This window comes from Streptomyces sp. ALI-76-A, assembly GCF_030287445.1.
Lineage (GTDB): Bacteria > Actinomycetota > Actinomycetes > Streptomycetales > Streptomycetaceae > Streptomyces.
Genome location: NZ_JASVWB010000002.1, coordinates 5,796,057 through 5,813,464, shown reverse-complemented (window position 1 = coordinate 5,813,464; position 17,408 = coordinate 5,796,057). Strand labels below are relative to the sequence as shown.

General features: G+C 72.7%; 9 protein-coding genes. 3 read left to right on the top strand and 6 right to left on the bottom strand.

The annotated features are described in order from the left end of the window. From QQS16_RS27070 to QQS16_RS27060, 3 genes are all read right to left on the bottom strand, one after another. Nucleotides 1-3,537, bottom strand: coding sequence for an ATP-dependent helicase (locus QQS16_RS27070; RefSeq protein WP_286064598.1), 3,537 nt, complete (start codon nt 3,535-3,537; stop codon nt 1-3). Nucleotides 3,538-3,674: 137 nt separating this feature from the next. Then, nucleotides 3,675-7,289 carry an ATP-dependent helicase gene (locus tag QQS16_RS27065; protein ID WP_286064597.1) on the bottom strand — a complete coding sequence of 1,205 codons (3,615 nt, stop codon included), beginning with the start codon at nt 7,287-7,289 and terminating at the stop codon, nt 3,675-3,677. Nucleotides 7,290-7,600: 311 nt separating this feature from the next. Beyond that, nucleotides 7,601-7,987 carry an MGMT family protein gene (locus QQS16_RS27060; protein WP_286064595.1) on the bottom strand — a complete coding sequence of 129 codons (387 nt, stop codon included), beginning with the start codon at nt 7,985-7,987 and terminating at the stop codon, nt 7,601-7,603. A gap of 186 nt (nt 7,988-8,173) precedes the next feature. Between QQS16_RS27060 and QQS16_RS27055 the strand changes: the two genes are divergently transcribed. From QQS16_RS27055 to QQS16_RS27045, 3 genes are all read left to right on the top strand, one after another. After that, nucleotides 8,174-10,915 carry a lysylphosphatidylglycerol synthase transmembrane domain-containing protein gene (locus QQS16_RS27055; RefSeq protein WP_286064593.1) on the top strand — a complete coding sequence of 914 codons (2,742 nt, stop codon included), beginning with the start codon at nt 8,174-8,176 and terminating at the stop codon, nt 10,913-10,915. Nucleotides 10,916-10,980: 65 nt separating this feature from the next. After that, complete coding sequence (locus QQS16_RS27050) at nt 10,981-12,525, top strand: alpha/beta hydrolase (protein ID WP_286064591.1); 1,545 nt, start codon at nt 10,981-10,983, stop codon at nt 12,523-12,525. 239 nt (nt 12,526-12,764) lie between these two features. Continuing rightward, nucleotides 12,765-14,306 carry an alpha/beta hydrolase gene (locus tag QQS16_RS27045; RefSeq protein WP_286064589.1) on the top strand — a complete coding sequence of 514 codons (1,542 nt, stop codon included), beginning with the start codon at nt 12,765-12,767 and terminating at the stop codon, nt 14,304-14,306. A gap of 71 nt (nt 14,307-14,377) precedes the next feature. Here QQS16_RS27045 and moeZ read toward each other — a convergent pair whose 3' ends face one another. The 3 genes from moeZ to QQS16_RS27030 all read right to left on the bottom strand — a co-directional run bounded on the left by moeZ (nt 14,378) and on the right by QQS16_RS27030 (nt 17,322). Further along, nucleotides 14,378-15,556 (bottom strand): adenylyltransferase/sulfurtransferase MoeZ, encoded by a 1,179-nt coding sequence (gene moeZ, locus QQS16_RS27040; protein ID WP_286064587.1) that lies wholly within the window; start codon nt 15,554-15,556, stop codon nt 14,378-14,380. Between the two features lie 63 nt (nt 15,557-15,619). Next, the gene (locus tag QQS16_RS27035) at nt 15,620-16,372 is read right to left on the bottom strand and encodes a spherulation-specific family 4 protein (protein WP_286064585.1); all 753 of its coding nucleotides are present in this window, start codon (nt 16,370-16,372) and stop codon (nt 15,620-15,622) included. Then, nucleotides 16,360-17,322, bottom strand: coding sequence for an NAD-dependent epimerase/dehydratase family protein (locus tag QQS16_RS27030; protein ID WP_286064583.1), 963 nt, complete (start codon nt 17,320-17,322; stop codon nt 16,360-16,362). The genes QQS16_RS27035 and QQS16_RS27030 overlap by 13 nt, the downstream gene beginning before the upstream one ends. Nucleotides 17,323-17,408 lie beyond the last annotated feature (86 nt).

Below are 17,408 nucleotides of genomic sequence, written 5' to 3'. Positions count from 1 at the left end.
CTATCCGCCCCCAGTGACATCCTCGTCGTGCGGTTCCTCACCCTCCGGCTGCTCGGTGAGGAGCCGCTCCAGCTCCGCGCGGCCCGGCAGCCCGTCCGGCCGGACGACCTCTCCGGTGCGCACGTGGACGAACGCGCCCGTGACCGACTCCAGGGGCACGCCCTGCCGCTCGGCCCAGGCGAGCCGGTACACGGCGAGCTGGAGCGGGTCGGCGGTGCGGGTACGGCCGGTCTTCCAGTCGACGATCTCGTACGTGGCGTCCTCGCCGTCACCCTCCTTGTAGACGGCGTCGATACGGCCCCGGACCACGCGGCCGGCGATCGCGAGCTGGAACGGGGCCTCGATGCGGTAAGGCGTGCGCTGGGCGTACTCGGTGCGCTCGAAAGCCTCCTTGAGGGCTTCCAGGTCGCGCTCGTCGGCGATCTCGGCTTCGCTTCCGGGCAGTTCCTCCGGCTCCAGCATGGGCAGCGTGAGCTCTTCGAAGCGGGACTCGACCCAGGCGTGGAAGCGGGTGCCGCGGCGGGCGGCGGGCTGCGGCGGGCGGGGCATGGGGCGGGCCAGCTCCTGAGCGAAGCCGTCCGGGTCGGCGGCCAGGTGCAGCAGCTGGGACGCGGTGAGCGATGCGGGCAGGGGAACGTCGGTGATGCTCTGCCGGGTGCGCAGGAGCTCGCCGGTGAGGGCGTCGAGGTCGCGGTCCCAGGAGGCGATGGTGCGGGCCTCCTCGAGAGGAAGGGGCGCGCTCGCCGGTTCGGTGGGGTGAGGGCGGGCGGGTTCGGTGCCGGAGTGCTCCGGGGGCGCCGCCTGGTGGGGGACGGTCGGGCGGGCCGCGCTCCAGGAGTCCCAGTCGGCCGGGTCCTCGTCGGCGAAGGGGTCCTCCCCGACGGGCGGGTACTCCGCGTGGAGAGCCCCCTCATAGGGGTCCTCCTCATAGGGGCCGCCCTCGTTCGTCGTCCGGTCGTCCGGGGGGATCGGCCAGTCCGGGTCGTCGTGGCGGTCGGGGTCGTGCGCGGCCGGGGGACGGGCGTCCGTGCGGGAGGCGAGGGCCTCGAGGTGGGCCAGGACCGTCTCGGCGGCCGCGCGGCGCCGGGCCAGGGCCGCTTCGTCCAGGGGCAGGGGCCACACCTGGTCGGCGGACTCCTGGTGCAGGACGGGGTTCTCCGCGTCCTGGGCGGGCTCCTCGGCCCAGGCCTCGATCTCGCCATGACCGGCTTCGCAGTGCTCGTAGAGGGCCTGCAGGAAGCCGGAGGGGCCGCGCGGCTTCTTCTGGGTGGGCCCCCACCAGTGGCCGGAGCCGAGGAGGAGGGAGCGGGGGCGGGTGAAGGTGACGTAGCCGAGGCGGAGTTCCTCGGTGTGCTGGTGTTCCTTCATGGCCTCCTGGAAGGCCTTCAGGCCCCGGGCGTCCCAGGAGGCGACGTCGGGGAGGGTGTCGGCGTCGCCGCGCAGTTCGTGCGGCAGGACCTTTCCCTGCGAGGTCCACTTCTCGCGGCCCTGGGTGCTGGGGAAGGTGCCGGTGACCAGGCCGGGGACGGCCACGACGTCCCACTCCAGGCCCTTGGACTTGTGCGCGGTGAGCACCTTGACGGTGTTCTCGCCGCCGGGCAGGGCGTTGTCGAGGCCCTTCTCGTACTGGGCCGCGGTACGCAGGAAGCCGAGGAAGGCCAACAGGCTCGCCTCGTTGTCGCCGGCTGCGAACGAGGCGGCGACGTCCAGGAAGTTGGACAGGGTCTCGCGGCGGCGGGCGGCCAGGGCGTGCGGCGACGCCGAGAGTTCCACCTCCAGTCCGGTGACGGCGAGGACGCGGTGCAGGACGTCCATCAGCGGGTCCGCCAGGGAGCGGCGCAGGTCGCGCAGCTCGGTGGCCAGGCGGGCGAACCGCACGCGCGCGTCCGGGGAGAACGGGAGCCCGTCGTCGTCCCCGTGGCCGTCGAGCGGGGTCTCCAGGAATGTGTCCAGGGCGTCCGCGAGCGATATCACCTCGGACGGATCGACCCCCTCGACGGCCTCGGCGAGCCGGCGGTCCGGGTCGTCGTCGCCGTCCACGCGCGCATGGGACACCAGGAGCCGGGCGCGCCGCCCCAGGAGGGCGAGGTCGCGCGGGCCGATGCGCCAGCGCGGGCCGGTCAGGAGACGGACGAGGGAGGCGTTGGCGCCGGGGTCCTGGAGGACCTCGCAGACGGCGACGAGGTCGGCGATCTCGGGCAGGTGCAGCAGTCCCGACAGGCCGACGACCTCGACGGGGACGTCCCGGGCGACGAGCGCCCCCTGGATCTCGGCGAAGTCGGTGGCCGTCCGGCACAGGACGGCGATCTCGCCGGGCGCCTTGCCCGTGCGCACGAGGTGGGCGATGGAGTCCGCCAGCCAGTCGATCTCCTCGGCGTGGGTGGGCAGGAGGGCGCAGCGCACCAGGCCGTCCCGTTCGGCGCCGGGAGCCGGGCGCAGGGCCTCCACGCCCGCGTGCATGGCGCGCAGGGGCTCGGCGAGGCCGTTGGCGAGGTCGAGGAGGCGGCCACCGCTGCGCCGGTTCTCGCTGAGCGCCTGCCGGGTCGCGGGGCGGCCGTCGGCGCGGGCGAAGTGCTCGGGGAAGTCGTCGAGGTTGGCCACGGAGGCGCCGCGCCAGCCGTAGATGGCCTGGCAGGGGTCGCCGACCGCGGTGACCGGGTGGCCGGTGCCGCCGCCGAAGAGGCCCGCGAGGAGGATGCGCTGGGCGACGGAGGTGTCCTGGTACTCGTCGAGCAGCACCACGCGGAACTCCTCGCGCAGGATGCGGCCCACCTCGGGAAGCTGGGCGAGCCGGGCGGACAGCGCGATCTGGTCGCCGAAGTCCAGCAGGTCGCGTTCGCGTTTGGCGGTGCGGTAGCGGGCCACGAGGTCGGCCAGTTCACGGCGGGCGGCGGCCGTTTCGGGGACCTTGCGCAGATCGGCGTTGGTGAGCTTGGCGCCCTCCAGGGTGCGCAGCAGGTCGGCGTCGTACGCGCGCAGTTCCTCGGGCCGTACGAGGTGTTCGGCGAGCTCGGCGTCGAGGCCGAGGAGGTCGCTGACCAGGTCGGCGAAGGAGCGGGTGAGCGCCGGGTAGGGGCCCGGGGCCTCACGCAGCACGCGTGCGGCGAGCTGGAAGCGGGTGGCGTCGGCGAGCAGCCGGGAGGTCGGCTCCAGTCCGATGCGCAGCCCGTGGTCGGTCAGCAGCCGGCCCGCGAAGGCGTGGTACGTCGAGATCACCGGCTCACCCGGCGGGTTGTCCGGGTCGATGACGTCGGGGTCGGTGACACCGGCCTTGATCAGGGCCTTGCGGACGCGCTCGGCGAGTTCGCCGGCGGCCTTGTTGGTGAACGTGAGGCCGAGCACCTGTTCGGGTGCGACCTGGCCGGTGCCGACCAGCCACACCACCCGCGCCGCCATCACCGTGGTCTTGCCCGAACCCGCTCCGGCCACGATCACCTGCGGGGCGGGCGGCGCGGTGATGCAGACCGTCTGCTCCGGGGTGAACGGGATACCGAGGAGCTCCTTGAGCTGATCGGGGTCGGTGAGACGCGCGGGCATGTCCGAGAGGCTAGCGGCGGCCACTGACAACGGAGGCCACATCACCCTCGGGGTCGGGGGAAGCGCAGGTCAGCACATGTGGTGCGGTCGATCACACCCAGCTCGTTCGCGCACCCACAGTTCGCGGGTCCCGTGCGTCACTCGACCACGTGCCGTCCCTCGGGGCGCGCGCTGCACGACGCCCGGAACGCGCAGTGGGCGCAGTGCTGGCCCGCGCTCGGCGTGAACCGTTCGTCGAGGACCTTGCCGGCCGCCGTGGCCAGCAGATCGCCCACCCATTCCCCCTCCAGCGGCTCCTGGGCCTGCACCTTGGGCAGGGTCTCGCCGCCGTCCCGTTTGGCGGCGCCCTGCCGCAGCTGCACCAGCTCGGCACCGCCCGGTTCGGGGCGCACGCCGTCGAAGGCCTCGTCGACGGCGCCTTCCCGGACGGCGAGCTGGTAGACGGCGAGCTGGGGGTGGTGGGCCACCTCCTTGGCGCTGGGCGCCTGCTTGCCGGTCTTGAAGTCGACGACGTAGGCGCGGCCCTCACGGTCGGCCTCCACGCGGTCCATCTGGCCGCGGATGCGCACCTCGTAGTCGCCCGCCTCGAGGGTCACGTCGAAGTCGTGCTCGCTGGCCACCGGTGTCCGCCCGGTGCGGTCCATGACGTGCCACTTCAGGAAGCGTTCGAGGGCCACGCGCGCGGTGGCCTTCTCCTGCGCCGACTTCCACGGCGCGTCGAAGGCGAGCGCGTTCCACACCGAGTCGAGTCGTTCCATGAGGACATCGAGGTCGGCCGGCGTGTGTCCGGACGCCACTTCGTCGGCGAGGACGTGCACCACGTTGCCGAAGCCCTGCGCGGCCGTCGAGGGGGCGTCGGCCTTCACCTCCCGGCCCAGGAACCACTGGAGGGTGCAGGTGTTGGCGAGCTGGTCCAGGGCGCTGCCGGAGAGGACCACGGGCTGGTCCCGGTCGCGCAGCGGCACCTTGCTCTCGGTCGGCTCGAACATGCCCCACCACCGGTAGGGGTGGGCGGACGGCACCAGGGGCCGGCCCTCCTCGTCCGCGAGCGTCGCGAGCCGGGCCAGTCGGCGGGCGGCGGCTTCCCTGAGGGCGTCGGACACGCGTGGGTCGACCGTCGTGGCGCGCAGTTCGGCGACGAGTGCGGCGACGGACAGCGGGCGGCGCGGGCGGCCCGTGACGTCCCTGGGTTCGACGCCGAGTTCGGTCAGGAAGCGGGAGGGCTGGTCGCCGTCGTCCGCGGGTGCCTTGACCGCCGTGACGACCAGACGCTCCCGCGCGCGCGTGGCGGCCACGTAGAACAGGCGGCGCTCCTCGGCGAGCAGCGCGCCCGGGGTGAGCGGTTCGGCCAGGCCGTCGCGGCCGATCCGGTCGGCCTCCAGGAGGGAGCCGCGGCGGCGCAGGTCCGGCCACAGGCCCTCCTGGACGCCCGCGACGACGACCAGGCGCCACTCCAGGCCCTTGGAGCGGTGCGCGGTCATCAGGCGGACGGCGTCGGGTCGTACGGCCCGCCGGGTGAGCGTGTCGGCGGCGATGTCCTCGGCGTCGATCTCCTCCAGGAAGTTCAGGGCGCCCCGACCGCCGGTGCGCTCCTCCGCGCGGGACGCGGTGGCGAACAGCGCGCAGATGGCGTCCAGGTCCCGGTCGGCGTTGCGGCCGGCCGCGCCACCGCGCCGGGCGGCCCGTTCCAGGCGCGTGGGCCACGGCGTGCCCTCCCACAGGTCCCACAGCGCCTCCTCGGCCGTTCCGCCGCCCGCGAGGCGCTCACGGACCTTCCTGAGCAGCGCGCCCAGCCGCTGGGCGCCCCGCGCGTACGCGGGGTCGTGCACGGCCAGCCGCTCCGGCTCGGCCAGTGCCCGCGCGAGCAACTCGTCCGACGGCGGCGGCAGGGCGTTGCCCCCGGCCCGCTCCTCGTCGCGCAGGGCCCGCCCGAGGCGGCGCAGGTCGGCGGCGTCCATGCCCGCGAGCGGGGAGGCGAGCAGGGTCAGGGCGGTCTCGGTGTCGAGCCAGCAGGCGGCCGGCCGCGGCTGCGCGGATCCGGGGTGCGGGTCGTCGGTGTCCGGGCGTGCCTCTTCGGCTACTGGCCCCATGGCATCGGCATCCCGCCGAGGCTCCTCAGAGGCAAGCCCCGGGTCCTCGGAACCTCGGTGGGGCTCCTCAGGGGCCCGCCCCGAGTCGTCGGAACCCCGCCGGGACTCCCCGGAGGCCCGCCCCGGGTCGTCGGAACCCCGGCGGGACTCCTCGGAAGCCGGTCGCGTCCCCTCGGCGGCTGGCTCGGGTGCGTCGGACGCTCCTCCCCCGCCGGGTTCCTCACCGGCGCCGCCTTCGGTCCCCCGACCGGAATGTTCCGCCGCCTCCGCCACGGCCACGGCCACCGCCCGCAGTGCCGTCAGCAGCGGCGCCACCGCCGGTTCGTGGCGCAGGGGCAGGTCGTTCCCGTCGATGTCGAGGGGAACCCCGGCGGAGGTGAGCGCGCGGCGGACCGTGGGGAGGGTGCGGGCTCCGGCGCGCACCAGGACGGCCATCTCGCTCCAGGGGACGCCGTCCTCCAGGTGGGCCCTGCGGAGGATGTCGGCGACGTTGTCCAGCTCGGTCCCGGGTGTCGGGTACGTGTAGACCTCGACCCGGCCGCCGTCCCGCACCGGAGCGAGCTCCCGGTGGGCGCGCACCTTGTCGGACGGGAGACGGGTCAGCGGCATGCGCTGGGTCAGCAGCCGGGTGGCGGCCAGCAGGGCGGCGCCGGAGCGGCGGGAGGTGCGCAGGACTTCCACGGGCGCGGGCCGGCCGTCCGCGCGCGGGAAGTCCCGCGGGAAGTCCAGGATGCCGTTCACGTCGGCGCCCCGGAAGGCGTAGATGGACTGGTCGGGGTCGCCGAAGGCGACGAGGGTGCGGCCGTCGCCGGCGAGGGCGTGCAGCAGTCGCACCTGTGCCGGGTCGGTGTCCTGGTACTCGTCGACGAGTACGGCGTCGTACTGGGCGGCGAGCCGTGCGGCGACCTCGGGGCGGCGGGCGAGGAGGACCGCTCGGTGGACCAGTTCGGCGTAGTCGAGCACGCCCTGGAGGTCGAGGACGTCGAGGTACTCGGCGAGGAAGGCGGCCGCGGCCCGCCAGTCGGGGCGGCCGATGCGGCGGGCGAAGGCGTCCAGGGTGCCGGGGCCCAGTCCCAGTTCGCGGCTGCGGGCGAGGACCGCGCGGACCTCGTCGGCGAAGCCCCGGGTGGTCAGGCAGGCGCGCAGCTCGTCCGGCCAGCGCACGTGGGCGAGGCCGAGCCGCTCCAGGTCGGGCTGGCCCGCGAGCAGTTCACGGACGGCGACATCCTGCTCCGGACCGGACAGCAGCCGGAGCGGCTCGACGAACAGGTCGGTGTCCTGGTGGGCGCGGACCAGGGCGTAGCAGAACGAGTGGAACGTGGTCGCCTGGGGCGCGCGGGCGGCTCCTATGCGCAGCGCCATGCGGTCGCGCAGTTCGACGGCCGCCTTGCGGCTGAACGTCAGCACCAGCACGCGCGCGGGGTCCCCTCCCCGGGCGATCCGCGCCGCGACCGACTCGACCAGCGTGGTGGTCTTTCCGGTGCCGGGACCTGCGAGGACGAGCAGCGGGCCGGTCCGGTGGTCAACCACGGAGCGCTGTGCGGCGTCAAGACGAGGGGGGTCCACACGGGCCGGCGGGGTACGTACCAGTCGGTAAGCGCCACAGTTCCCCTGGCGCACCTGAGTGTGCGACAGACGCCTGGTGGAGGAAGAGGAGCTCACGTGGTTCGCCGGTCCTGGTGGGTGTGCGGGTGGTCACTGCCGACGCTGAGCGCCGGCGTCGAGGCGGGGTGGTCGGGCGACGGATGGTCGGACCACCGCGCGGGGAGGGTGGTGGCCGGGGGGTGAGAGCGACGCGCGCAGCCGACGGTACGCCGACGAGTGGTGCGGAAGCAGGGCTTCCCCTTCTTCCCTCACGACACTCCGGGCCCGTACGCCCCTCGCCTCACGAACGTACGGCATGCCACGGACGTGCCCCGTTTCCCCCGTACGGACGTCAGGGCACCCCTGGGCCGGTCCGATGGCGGAAGCTGTCAGGTGTGACCTTCCGCGCGTTCGCCGCCGCCCCATCGCGCCCGTCTCATGTCGATACGGGGCTGATGGCCCTCGGTGGCTCTGCTCGCGTCCCTCAGGGGGGTGCCCTCGGTGCGGTAGCGGCCGAGCGCCTCCAGTTCGTGGCCCGGGAGCAGGACGCCGTCCGCGCGGACGACCCGCCACCACGGGACGGCTCCTCCGTAGAGGGCCATGACGCGTCCGACCTGACGCGGCCCGCCCTCCTCCAGCCACTCGGCGACGTCGCCATAGGTCATCACGTGCCCGGGCGGGATCCGTTCGGCGACATCGAGGACCCGCTCGGCGTACTCCGGCAGCGCGTCCGCGTGCTCCGCGCGGACGTCGACCGGAAGGCTCTCCTCGCTCATCCGCCCCATCCTGCCCCACGCCACCGACAATGTGCCGTGCTGGTGACTGTCCGTATCCCTCGCTCCGGGGCGGCGCTTCCGGCAGACTGTGCGCCCCCGCACGTGCACCCTGATACCACCGCGTGTCGGTGGGGCATGCCACCATCGTGCGGGCGGTGACCGGTGATACGAGACCAAGAAGAGGCGATGGAGCAGCAGGGCGTGCACCCCGAGGACGCGGAGGGCACCTCTGACGCTTCGGCCCGCCCCGGCACCGGCGAGGCGGACCCGAAGAACCCCGGAGAGAAGGCGGCGCAGGGCTCCGATCCCGTCGTCGACGAGCCGGAGGAGGCGCACGCCGACGAGGTCGAGGGCGACGAACCGCTCCTGCCCGCGCGCGTGCACCGGCCCTCCGATCTGATGCGGCTCCTGATCGGCGTACTGGCCGTCGCCCTGCTGCTGGCCATCGCCGCGTTCGCGCACGGCACCACCTCGGGTCTCGAACAGGACATCAACAAGGGCACCGGACAGGCGCCCGACCTGCTCACCAAGATCGCGGGGCTGGCGTCCAGCATCGCCATCCTCCTGGTGCCGGTCGCGTTCGCGATCGAGCGGCTGATCAAGCGCGACGGGCTGCGCATCGCCGACGGCGTGCTCGCGGCGGTCCTCGCGCACGGGGTGACCCTCGCCACCGACCTGTGGGTCGCCGAAGCCGCCCCCGGCTCGATCCAGGAGGCGCTCACCCAGCCCTCCCCCGGCGACATCCACGCCCTCACCGACCCGGTGCACGGCTATCTGGCCCCGGTCATCGCCTACATGACCGCGGTCGGCATGTCCCGTCGACCACGCTGGCGGGCCGTGCTGTGGATCGTGCTGCTGCTCGACGCCTTCTCGATGCTCGTCACCGGCTACACGACACCGTTCTCGATCACCCTGACGGTGCTGATCGGCTGGACCGTGGCCTACGGCACGCTGTACGCGGTCGGCTCGCCCAACGTCCGTCCCACCGGCCAGACACTGATGGCGGGCCTCAGAACGGTCGGCTTCCACCCGGTGAGCGCCGCCCGCGACTCCGCGGCGGACACCCCGGAGAACGGCGACCGCGGCCGACGCTACTTCGTCACCCTGGAGGACGGCCGGCCACTGGACGTGACGGTGGTCGACCGGGAGCAGCAGGCCCAGGGGTTCTTCTACCGTGCCTGGCGCAACCTCACGCTGCGCGGCTTCGCCACCCGCAGCAGCCTCCCGTCGCTGCGGCAGGCGCTGGAGCAGGAGGCGCTGCTCGCCTACGCGGCCATCGCGGCCGGCGCCAACGCCCCCAAGCTGATCGCCACCTCGGAACTGGGTCCCGACGCGGTGATGCTCGTCTACGAGCACACCGGTGGCCGCACCCTCGACTCGCTCCCGGACGAGGAGATCACCGACGAGTTGCTGCGCGACACCTGGCACCAGGTGCGCTCCCTGCAGTCCCGGCGGATCGCGCACCGCAGGCTGGTCGGTGACGCGATTCTGGTGGATCGTTCCGGCACGGTGATCCTCACCGACCTGCGCGTCGGCGAGATCGCGGCGGGCGACCTGCTGCTGCGCATGGACGTCTCCCAGTTGCTGGTGACGCTCGGCCTGCGGGTGGGCGCCGAGCGTGCCGTGGACGCCGCGCTGAGCGTGCTCGGCCCCGACGCGGTGGCCGACTGCCTGCCGATGCTCCAGCCCATCGCGCTGAGCCGCTCCACGCGCGCGACGCTGCGCAGACTGGCCAGGGAACGCGCCGAGCGGGAACGCGAGGCGGTCCTGGAGGCCTCCCGGCAGACCAGGCAGACCCGTCTGGAGTCGGCGTCGCACGCCACCGGGCCGGTACTCGAGAAGCCCGACAAGAAGGCCGTGCGGGCGGAGGCCAGGGCCGAGAAGCGGGCCATCGACGAGGCCGTGGAGGAGGCGCGCGAGGAGGATCTGCTCACCCAGATCCGCCACCAGGTGCTGCTGATCAGACCGCAGGCGCCGGTCGAGCCCGCCCGGCTGGAGCGGGTCCGGCCACGCACGCTGATCAGTTTCATGGCCGGCGCCATCGGCGCCTACTTCCTGCTGACGCAGCTCACGCACATCGAGCTGGGTCCGCTCGTGGCCAACGCCGAGTGGGGCTGGGTCATCGCCGCGGTGCTGTTCTCCGCGGCGAGCTACTTCGCGGCGGCCATGGCCCTGCTGGGCTTCGTGCCCGAGCGGGTGCCGTTCCTGCGCACCGTCGCGGCGCAGGTCGCCGGATCGTTCGTGAAGATCGTCGCGCCGGCCGCGGTGGGCGGTGTCGCGCTGAACACGCGTTTCCTGCAGCGCGCGGGAGTGCGGCCGGGGCTCGCGGTGGCCAGTGTCGGCGCGTCGCAGCTGTTCGGGCTCGGCTGCCACATCCTGATGCTGCTGGCGTTCGGTTATCTGACCGGCACCGAGAAGACGCCGTCGCTGTCGCCGTCCCGGACGGTCATCGCCGGTCTGCTGACGGTCGCCGTGCTCGTGCTGGTCGTGACCTCGGTGCCGTTCCTGCGGAAGTTCGTCGCCACGCGCGTGAGGTCGCTCTTCGCGGGCGTCGTGCCGCGCATGCTCGACGTGCTCCAGCGACCGCAGAAGCTGATCACCGGCATCGGCGGCATGCTGCTGCTGACGGCCTGCTTCGTGATGTGCCTGGACGCCTCGATCCGCGCGTTCGGCGACGAGACCACCTCGCTGAGCATCGCCAGCGTCGCCGTCGTCTTCCTCGCGGGCAACGCGCTGGGATCCGCCGCGCCGACCCCGGGCGGTGTGGGCGCGGTGGAGGCGACCCTGACGGTCGGGCTGATCGCCGTCGGTCTCCCCAAGGAGGTCGCCGCTCCGGCCGTGCTGCTGTTCCGGCTGCTGACCCTGTGGCTGCCTGTGCTTCCGGGCTGGCTGGCCTTCAACCACCTGACACGCAAGGGCGCGCTGTAGCGCCGCGATACCCCTTACGGCCCGTGCCCCGAGCGTCCGCCCACCGACAGCTCCAGGATGGAACCATGCCGAACCCCTCCCGACCGCGTGTGGCCGCCCTGACCACCGCCGCCCTGCTGTCGGTCTCCGTGCTGGCGGGCTGCGGTGCCGACGCGCCGGACGAGGACCTGTCGGCGCAGAAGCCGAGCTGGGAGGACTGCCCGGCTCCCTCCGCGGCGGAGGGCGGCGGTGACGCCCCCTCGTCCCTGCCGAACGGCGACCAGTGGCAGTGCGCCACCCTGAAGGCTCCCCTCGACTGGGACAGGCCCAAGGGCGACACGATCGACCTCGCGCTGATCCGGGCGAAGGCGAGCGGTGCCGCGGACCGGCGCATCGGCTCGCTGGTCTTCAACTTCGGCGGCCCCGGCGGCTCGGGCGTCACCACCCTGCCGTCCTTCGCCGACGCCTACACGACTCTGCGCACCCGCTACGACCTGGTGAGTTTCGACCCTCGCGGGGTCGGCCGCAGCGCGCCCGTGGAGTGCGAGAACGACGCCCGGCTCGACGCCTTCTTCCAGCGGGACGCCACCCCCGACGACGCGGCCGAGCGCACCGAACTGCTGGCGGACACCAAGGAGTTCAACGCGGCCTGCGAGGACAACTCCAAGAAGGTGCTGCCGCACGTGCGCACCACCGACGCGGCGCGCGACCTGGACCTCATGCGCCAGGTCCTCGGTGACGACAAGTTGCACTACTTCGGCATCTCGTACGGCACCGAACTCGGCGGTGTCTACGCCCACCTGTTCCCGAAGAGGGTCGGCCGCGCCGTCTTCGACGCGGTCGTCGACCCGACGCAGAACGCCGAACAGGGCTCGCTGGGACAGGCGAAGGGCTTCCAGCTCGCCCTGGACAACTTCGCCGCGGACTGCGCGTCCCAGAGCGGGGGCTGCCCGGTCGGTGACAGCGCTCAGGACGTCAAGGACCGCATCGCCGCACTGCTCGAGGACCTGGACAGCAAGCCGATCCCGGGTATCCCCCCGCGCGAACTGACCCAGACCGCGGCGACCAACGGCATCGCGCAGGCGCTGTACTCGAAGGACTTCTGGGAGTACCTCACCGAGGGCCTCGAACAGGCGTACGACGGTAACGGGCAGACCCTGATGGTGTTGTCCGACGCCATGAACGGACGCGGCCAGAACGGCGAGTACAGCAACATCACCGCGGCCAACACCTCCATCAACTGCGCCGACGACTCACCGCGCTACACCGCCGGGTACGTCGAGCGGAAACTGCCCGAGTTCCGGGCCGCCTCGCCGGTGTTCGGCGACTTCCTGGCCTGGGGCATGCTCACCTGCACCGACTGGGCGGTGCCGGGCGCCGCCGACCGTCCCGACGTCAGCGCGCCCGGATCCGCGCCGATCCTCGTCGTGGGCAACACCGGCGACCCCGCCACGCCGTACGAGGGTGCGCGGAGGATGGCGCAGGCACTCGGCGAGGGCGTCGGCGTCGAACTGACGTACAAGGGTCAGGGGCACGGGGCGTACGACAGCGGGAACAAGTGTGTACAGGACGCGGTGAACGGCTACCTGCTGGAGGGGAAGGTGCCGACGGCCGGGACCGTCTGCTCCTGACCCCGGCGGTGGTGCCTCAGCGGTGGCGCCTCGCCGGTCTTGCCTCGCGGTCGCGCCTCGGCCACTCGTGACCCGGCCGCTCGTGGTCCCCTCCCCGCAGCGCCGACACCACCCCGGTTCTCACTGGATCCGCAGGTCAGAACGTTATCCACAGGCTTCGGCGGCCGTCTCGCGATCCGCCTACCATGGCCGGACAGCCCTCCGCGGCACGGAGCGGGAGGCCTGCGAGGGGGGACCCGATGAGGCGATGGGCACGGTGGGCGGCTCTGGGTGCCGCTGCCGCACTGCTGGCGACGGGGTGTGACGGGAGCTCGTCCGGTGATGACGGGAACGGCGGGGACGCCGGGAAGAGCGGCCGGCCGTCGGCCGGCTCGGCCGGCCGGCTGCCCTCCGCACTGACCTCGCAGAAACTCGACTGGGGACGCTGCGAGGCCACGGCGGAATTCTCCGCGCCGGGCAGCGACTGGCAGTGCGCGACCCTCAGGACGCCGCTGGACTGGTCGGATCCGGACGGCGAGACGATCGGGCTCGCGCTGATCCGCGCCAAGGCCCGCGGCGAGAACCGCATCGGCTCGCTGCTGTTCAACTTCGGCGGTCCCGGCAGCTCCGGCGTGGCCACCATGCCGGCGTACGCCGCCGTGGTCTCCCTGCTGCGCGAGCGGTACGACCTGGTCAGCTGGGACCCGCGCGGCGTGGCCGCCAGCGAGGGCGTCCGCTGCCGAGGCGACAAGGAGATCCAGGCCGCCGAGACGATGGACATCACCCCGGACACCCCGGCGGAGGAGAACGCCTACTTCCGGGACGCCGCCGACTTCGGCAAGGGCTGCGAGGAGGACGCCGGCAAGCTGCTGGCGCACGTGTCGACCGCCGACACCGCCCGCGACATGGACCTGATGCGGCAGGTCCTCGGTGACAGGAAGACGCACTACTTCGGCATCTCCTACGGCACCGAACTCGGCGGGGTGTACGCGCATCACTTCCCGCAGAACGTGGGACGACTGGTCCTGGACGCGGTCGCCGACCCGAGCGCCGACACCGTCGGCCATGCCAAGAACCAGACCCGGGGCTTCCAGCGGGCGCTGAACGCCTACCTGGCATCCACCGGCCAGGACCCCGGGCAGGGCTCACGGAAGATCGCCGACCTGCTGAGGCGGCTCGACGCGAACCCCCTCCCGACGTCGTCGGGACGGCAGCTGACGCAGGCGCTCGCCTTCATCGGCATCATCCTGCCGCTGTACAGCGAGGACAGCTGGCCAACGTTGACCAGCGCACTGGCCGCGGCGCAGGGGGGAGACGGCTCGGAGCTGCTGGCACTCGCCGACGACTACAACGAGCGTGATCAGTCGGGCCACTACGGCACAGGGTCCCATTCACAACGGGCCATATCGTGCTCGGACGACAGGCAGCGGCTGACGGCCGAGGAGGCGAAGAAGCTGCTGCCGGAGTTCGAGCGGATCTCCCCCGTGTTCGGGACCTTCCTGGGCTGGGACACGGCCGGCTTCTGCCACGACTGGCCGGTGCCCGGGCGGTACGAGACGCCGGAGGTGAGCGCTCCCGGCGCGGCACCGATTCTGGTGGTGGGCACCACGGGCGACCCGGCGACACCGTACGAGGGCACCCGGAAGATGGCCGACGAGCTGGGCGAGGACGTCGGTGTGATGCTCACCTGGAAGGGCGAGGGACACGGTGCGTACGGCAGCGGCAGCGACTGCGTGGACTCCACCGTGAACGCGTATCTGCTGCGCGGCACGGTGCCGAGGGACGGCAAGGTCTGCACATGACGGCGGCGGGGACTTCGGTCACCCGTGGTGTCCGAAGCCCCCGCCGATATCCGACAGGGAGGAGCCGAGGGTCAGTACACCGGCTTGTGCGGCTCGATCTGGTGGACCCAGCCGATCACACCGCCGCCGACGTGCACGGCGTCGGAGAAGCCCGCGGACTTCAGGACCGCGAGAACCTCCGCACTGCGGACACCCGTCTTGCAGTGCAAGACGATCTTCTTGTCCTGCGGAAGGGTCTCCAGGGCGGTGCCCATGAGGAACTCGTTCTTCGGGATCAGCTTGGCGCCCGGAATGGAGACGATCTCGTACTCGTTGATCTCGCGGACGTCGATGATCTCGATGTTCTCGCCGTCGTCGATCCACTCCTTGAGCTGCTTCGGAGTGATCGTCGAGCCGGCGGCCGCCTCCTGGGCCTCCTCGGAGACGACACCGCAGAAGGCTTCGTAGTCGATGAGTTCGGTGACGGTCGGGTTCTCGCCGCACACCGCGCAGTCCGGGTCCTTGCGGACCTTGACCTGGCGGTACTGCATCTCCAGGGCGTCGTAGATCATCAGGCGGCCGACGAGCGGCTCACCGATGCCGGCCAGCAGCTTGATGGCCTCGTTGACCTGGATGGAGCCGATGGACGCGCACAGCACGCCCAGCACGCCACCCTCAGCGCAGGAGGGGACCATGCCCGGCGGCGGGGGCTCCGGGTAGAGGCAGCGGTAGCAGGGGCCGTGCTCGGACCAGAACACGGACGCCTGGCCGTCGAAACGGTAGATCGAACCCCACACGTACGGCTTGTTCAGCAGCACGCAGGCGTCGTTGACCAGGTAGCGGGTGGCGAAGTTGTCCGTGCCGTCGACGATCAGGTCGTACTGGCTGAAGATGTCCATCACGTTGTCGGCTTCCAGCCGCTCCTCGTGAAGGACCACGTTCACGTACGGGTTGATGCCGAGGACGGAGTCGCGCGCGGACACCGCCTTGGAACGGCCGATGTCGGCCTGGCTGTGAATGATCTGGCGCTGCAGGTTCGACTCGTCGACCTCGTCGAACTCCACGATGCCGAGCGTGCCGACGCCCGCGGCGGCCAGGTACATCAGCGCCGGCGAGCCCAGGCCGCCGGCGCCCACACAGAGCACCTTGGCGTTCTTCAGCCGCTTCTGCCCGTCCATCCCGACGTCGGGGATGATCAGGTGGCGGGAGTACCTGCGAACCTCGTCTACGGTGAGCTCGGCGGCCGGCTCGACCAGGGGTGGCAGCGACACGGGGACTCCGTTGGTCGGTCAATCACTACGGTTGTTCTCCCCGTAACAGTGCCATGGCCTTTTTCATTCCGAGACACCCGTCCCGACACGCGAGACGATGTCGTCCCAGTAGCCGGGCATGGTCTCCCAGGGATCGCTGCGGCCACAGCGATCCGTACGGTCGGTGAAGTAGATGGTCGCGGCACCCTGCCAGCGGGCGATGCGCAGCGCCTCGTCGAGGTGGCCGCGCGGGACGCCGTGCACAAGGTGGCAGAAGCGGACGGGCGGGTAGTCGGCGGTCCACTCGGCGACCTGCGACCAGCGGTAGTCGCTCCACGGGCCGGAGAAGGTGACCAACTGGTCGGCGTTCTCGGCGTAGCCGGGGTACGGGTGGGTGCCGTGGCCGAGGACGATGTGGGCCCCGTCCCGCAGCCCGCGGAGCGCGGTGACCGTACGGCGGACCTCGGGGAGGGCGACGCGGTCGGTGGGGCAGCGGTCCAGCAGGAAGCCGTCCGCCCGGTACCAGTCGAGGTAGCGCTGGGCGTCGGAGACCAGCTCCCCGTGGGCGCGGGCGCCGTAGGTGGCGTCGAGGCGGCCGAGGACCCGGACCCCCGCGTTGCGCAGGCGGCCCACCGACTCCAGACAGTGCGGGTCGGGACGGGAGCCCGGGCCGTTGCCCGAGACGCCGAGGACGACCCAGTGCAGCGGGGTGCCGGGGCGGGTGAGCGCCCCCCACTCGGTCGGCGCGACCAGGGGGTGGGCGAAGCCCGGGACGCCGAAGCCGGTGCGCAGGTCGGTGTGGGCCGTGCCGGGGGCGGCACTGGTCAGATGCGGCATGCCGCCTCCATCCAGATGTCGGCCAGGGACTCCTCGAGGTTGATCCGCGGACGCCAGCCGAGCCGGTCGCGGGCGGTGCGCACATCGGCCTGCTGCCAGTTGCCGCAGCCGTCCGGGTACGGGTACGCGACCGGGGCCGCGTGCTCCGCCTCGGTGCGGGGATGGCCGATGGTCGCCCTGAGGTGGGGGCCGGGCGGGCCGTCGAGTTCGTGGAGGGCACCGGCGTATCCGGCGACACGCGCGAGCACCGCGGCGGCGTCGCGGAGACGGACGGCGCGGCCCGACCCGATGTTGATGACACCTTGCGCGGCGGAGAGCGAGGCCGCGTGCACGGCGCGGGCGACATCACGCACATCGACGAAGTCGCGCTGGGCGCCGAGGCCGCCCAGTTTGAGTTCGCCGTCGCCGGACTGCATGGCGCGACGCATGGCCTCGGCCAGGCGGCCGAGCGGGGACCCGGCGGGGGTGCCGGGACCGGCCGGTGAGAACACGCGCAGGACCACGGCGTCCAGGCCGGAGCCGAGGACGAGTTCGGTGGCGGCGAGCTTGCTGACGCCGTACGGGCCGCCGGGGCGCGGGACGGCGTCCTCGGCGGTGGAGGAGCCGGGCTGGCTGGGCCCGTACTCGGCGCCGCAACCGATCTGCACGAGGCGGGCGCCGCAGCCGCTGCGGCGCAGGGCCTCGCAGACGGTGGCGACGGCGACGGTGTTGTGGCGGGTGAGGTCACGGGCCCCGCCGCGGATGGCGCCGGCGCAGTTGACGACGACGCCGGGGTGGACCGCGTCGAGGAAGCGGGTGAGGGCACCGGGGCTGCCGGACGCGAGGTCGAAGCGGACGTCGGCGTCGTCGCCGCGGCCGAGAGCGGTGAGCTGGACGGCCGGGTCGGCGAGCAGTCGGTCGGCGACGTAGCGGCCGAGGTAGCCGTTGGCTCCGATCAGCAGGACTCTCATCGGGCGGCTCCCGGAGCCGAGGCGTCGGGTCGGGAGGTGATCATGTGGTGGTCTCCTTCGAGAGGGGGCGGTGCGGGAGCCTGCGG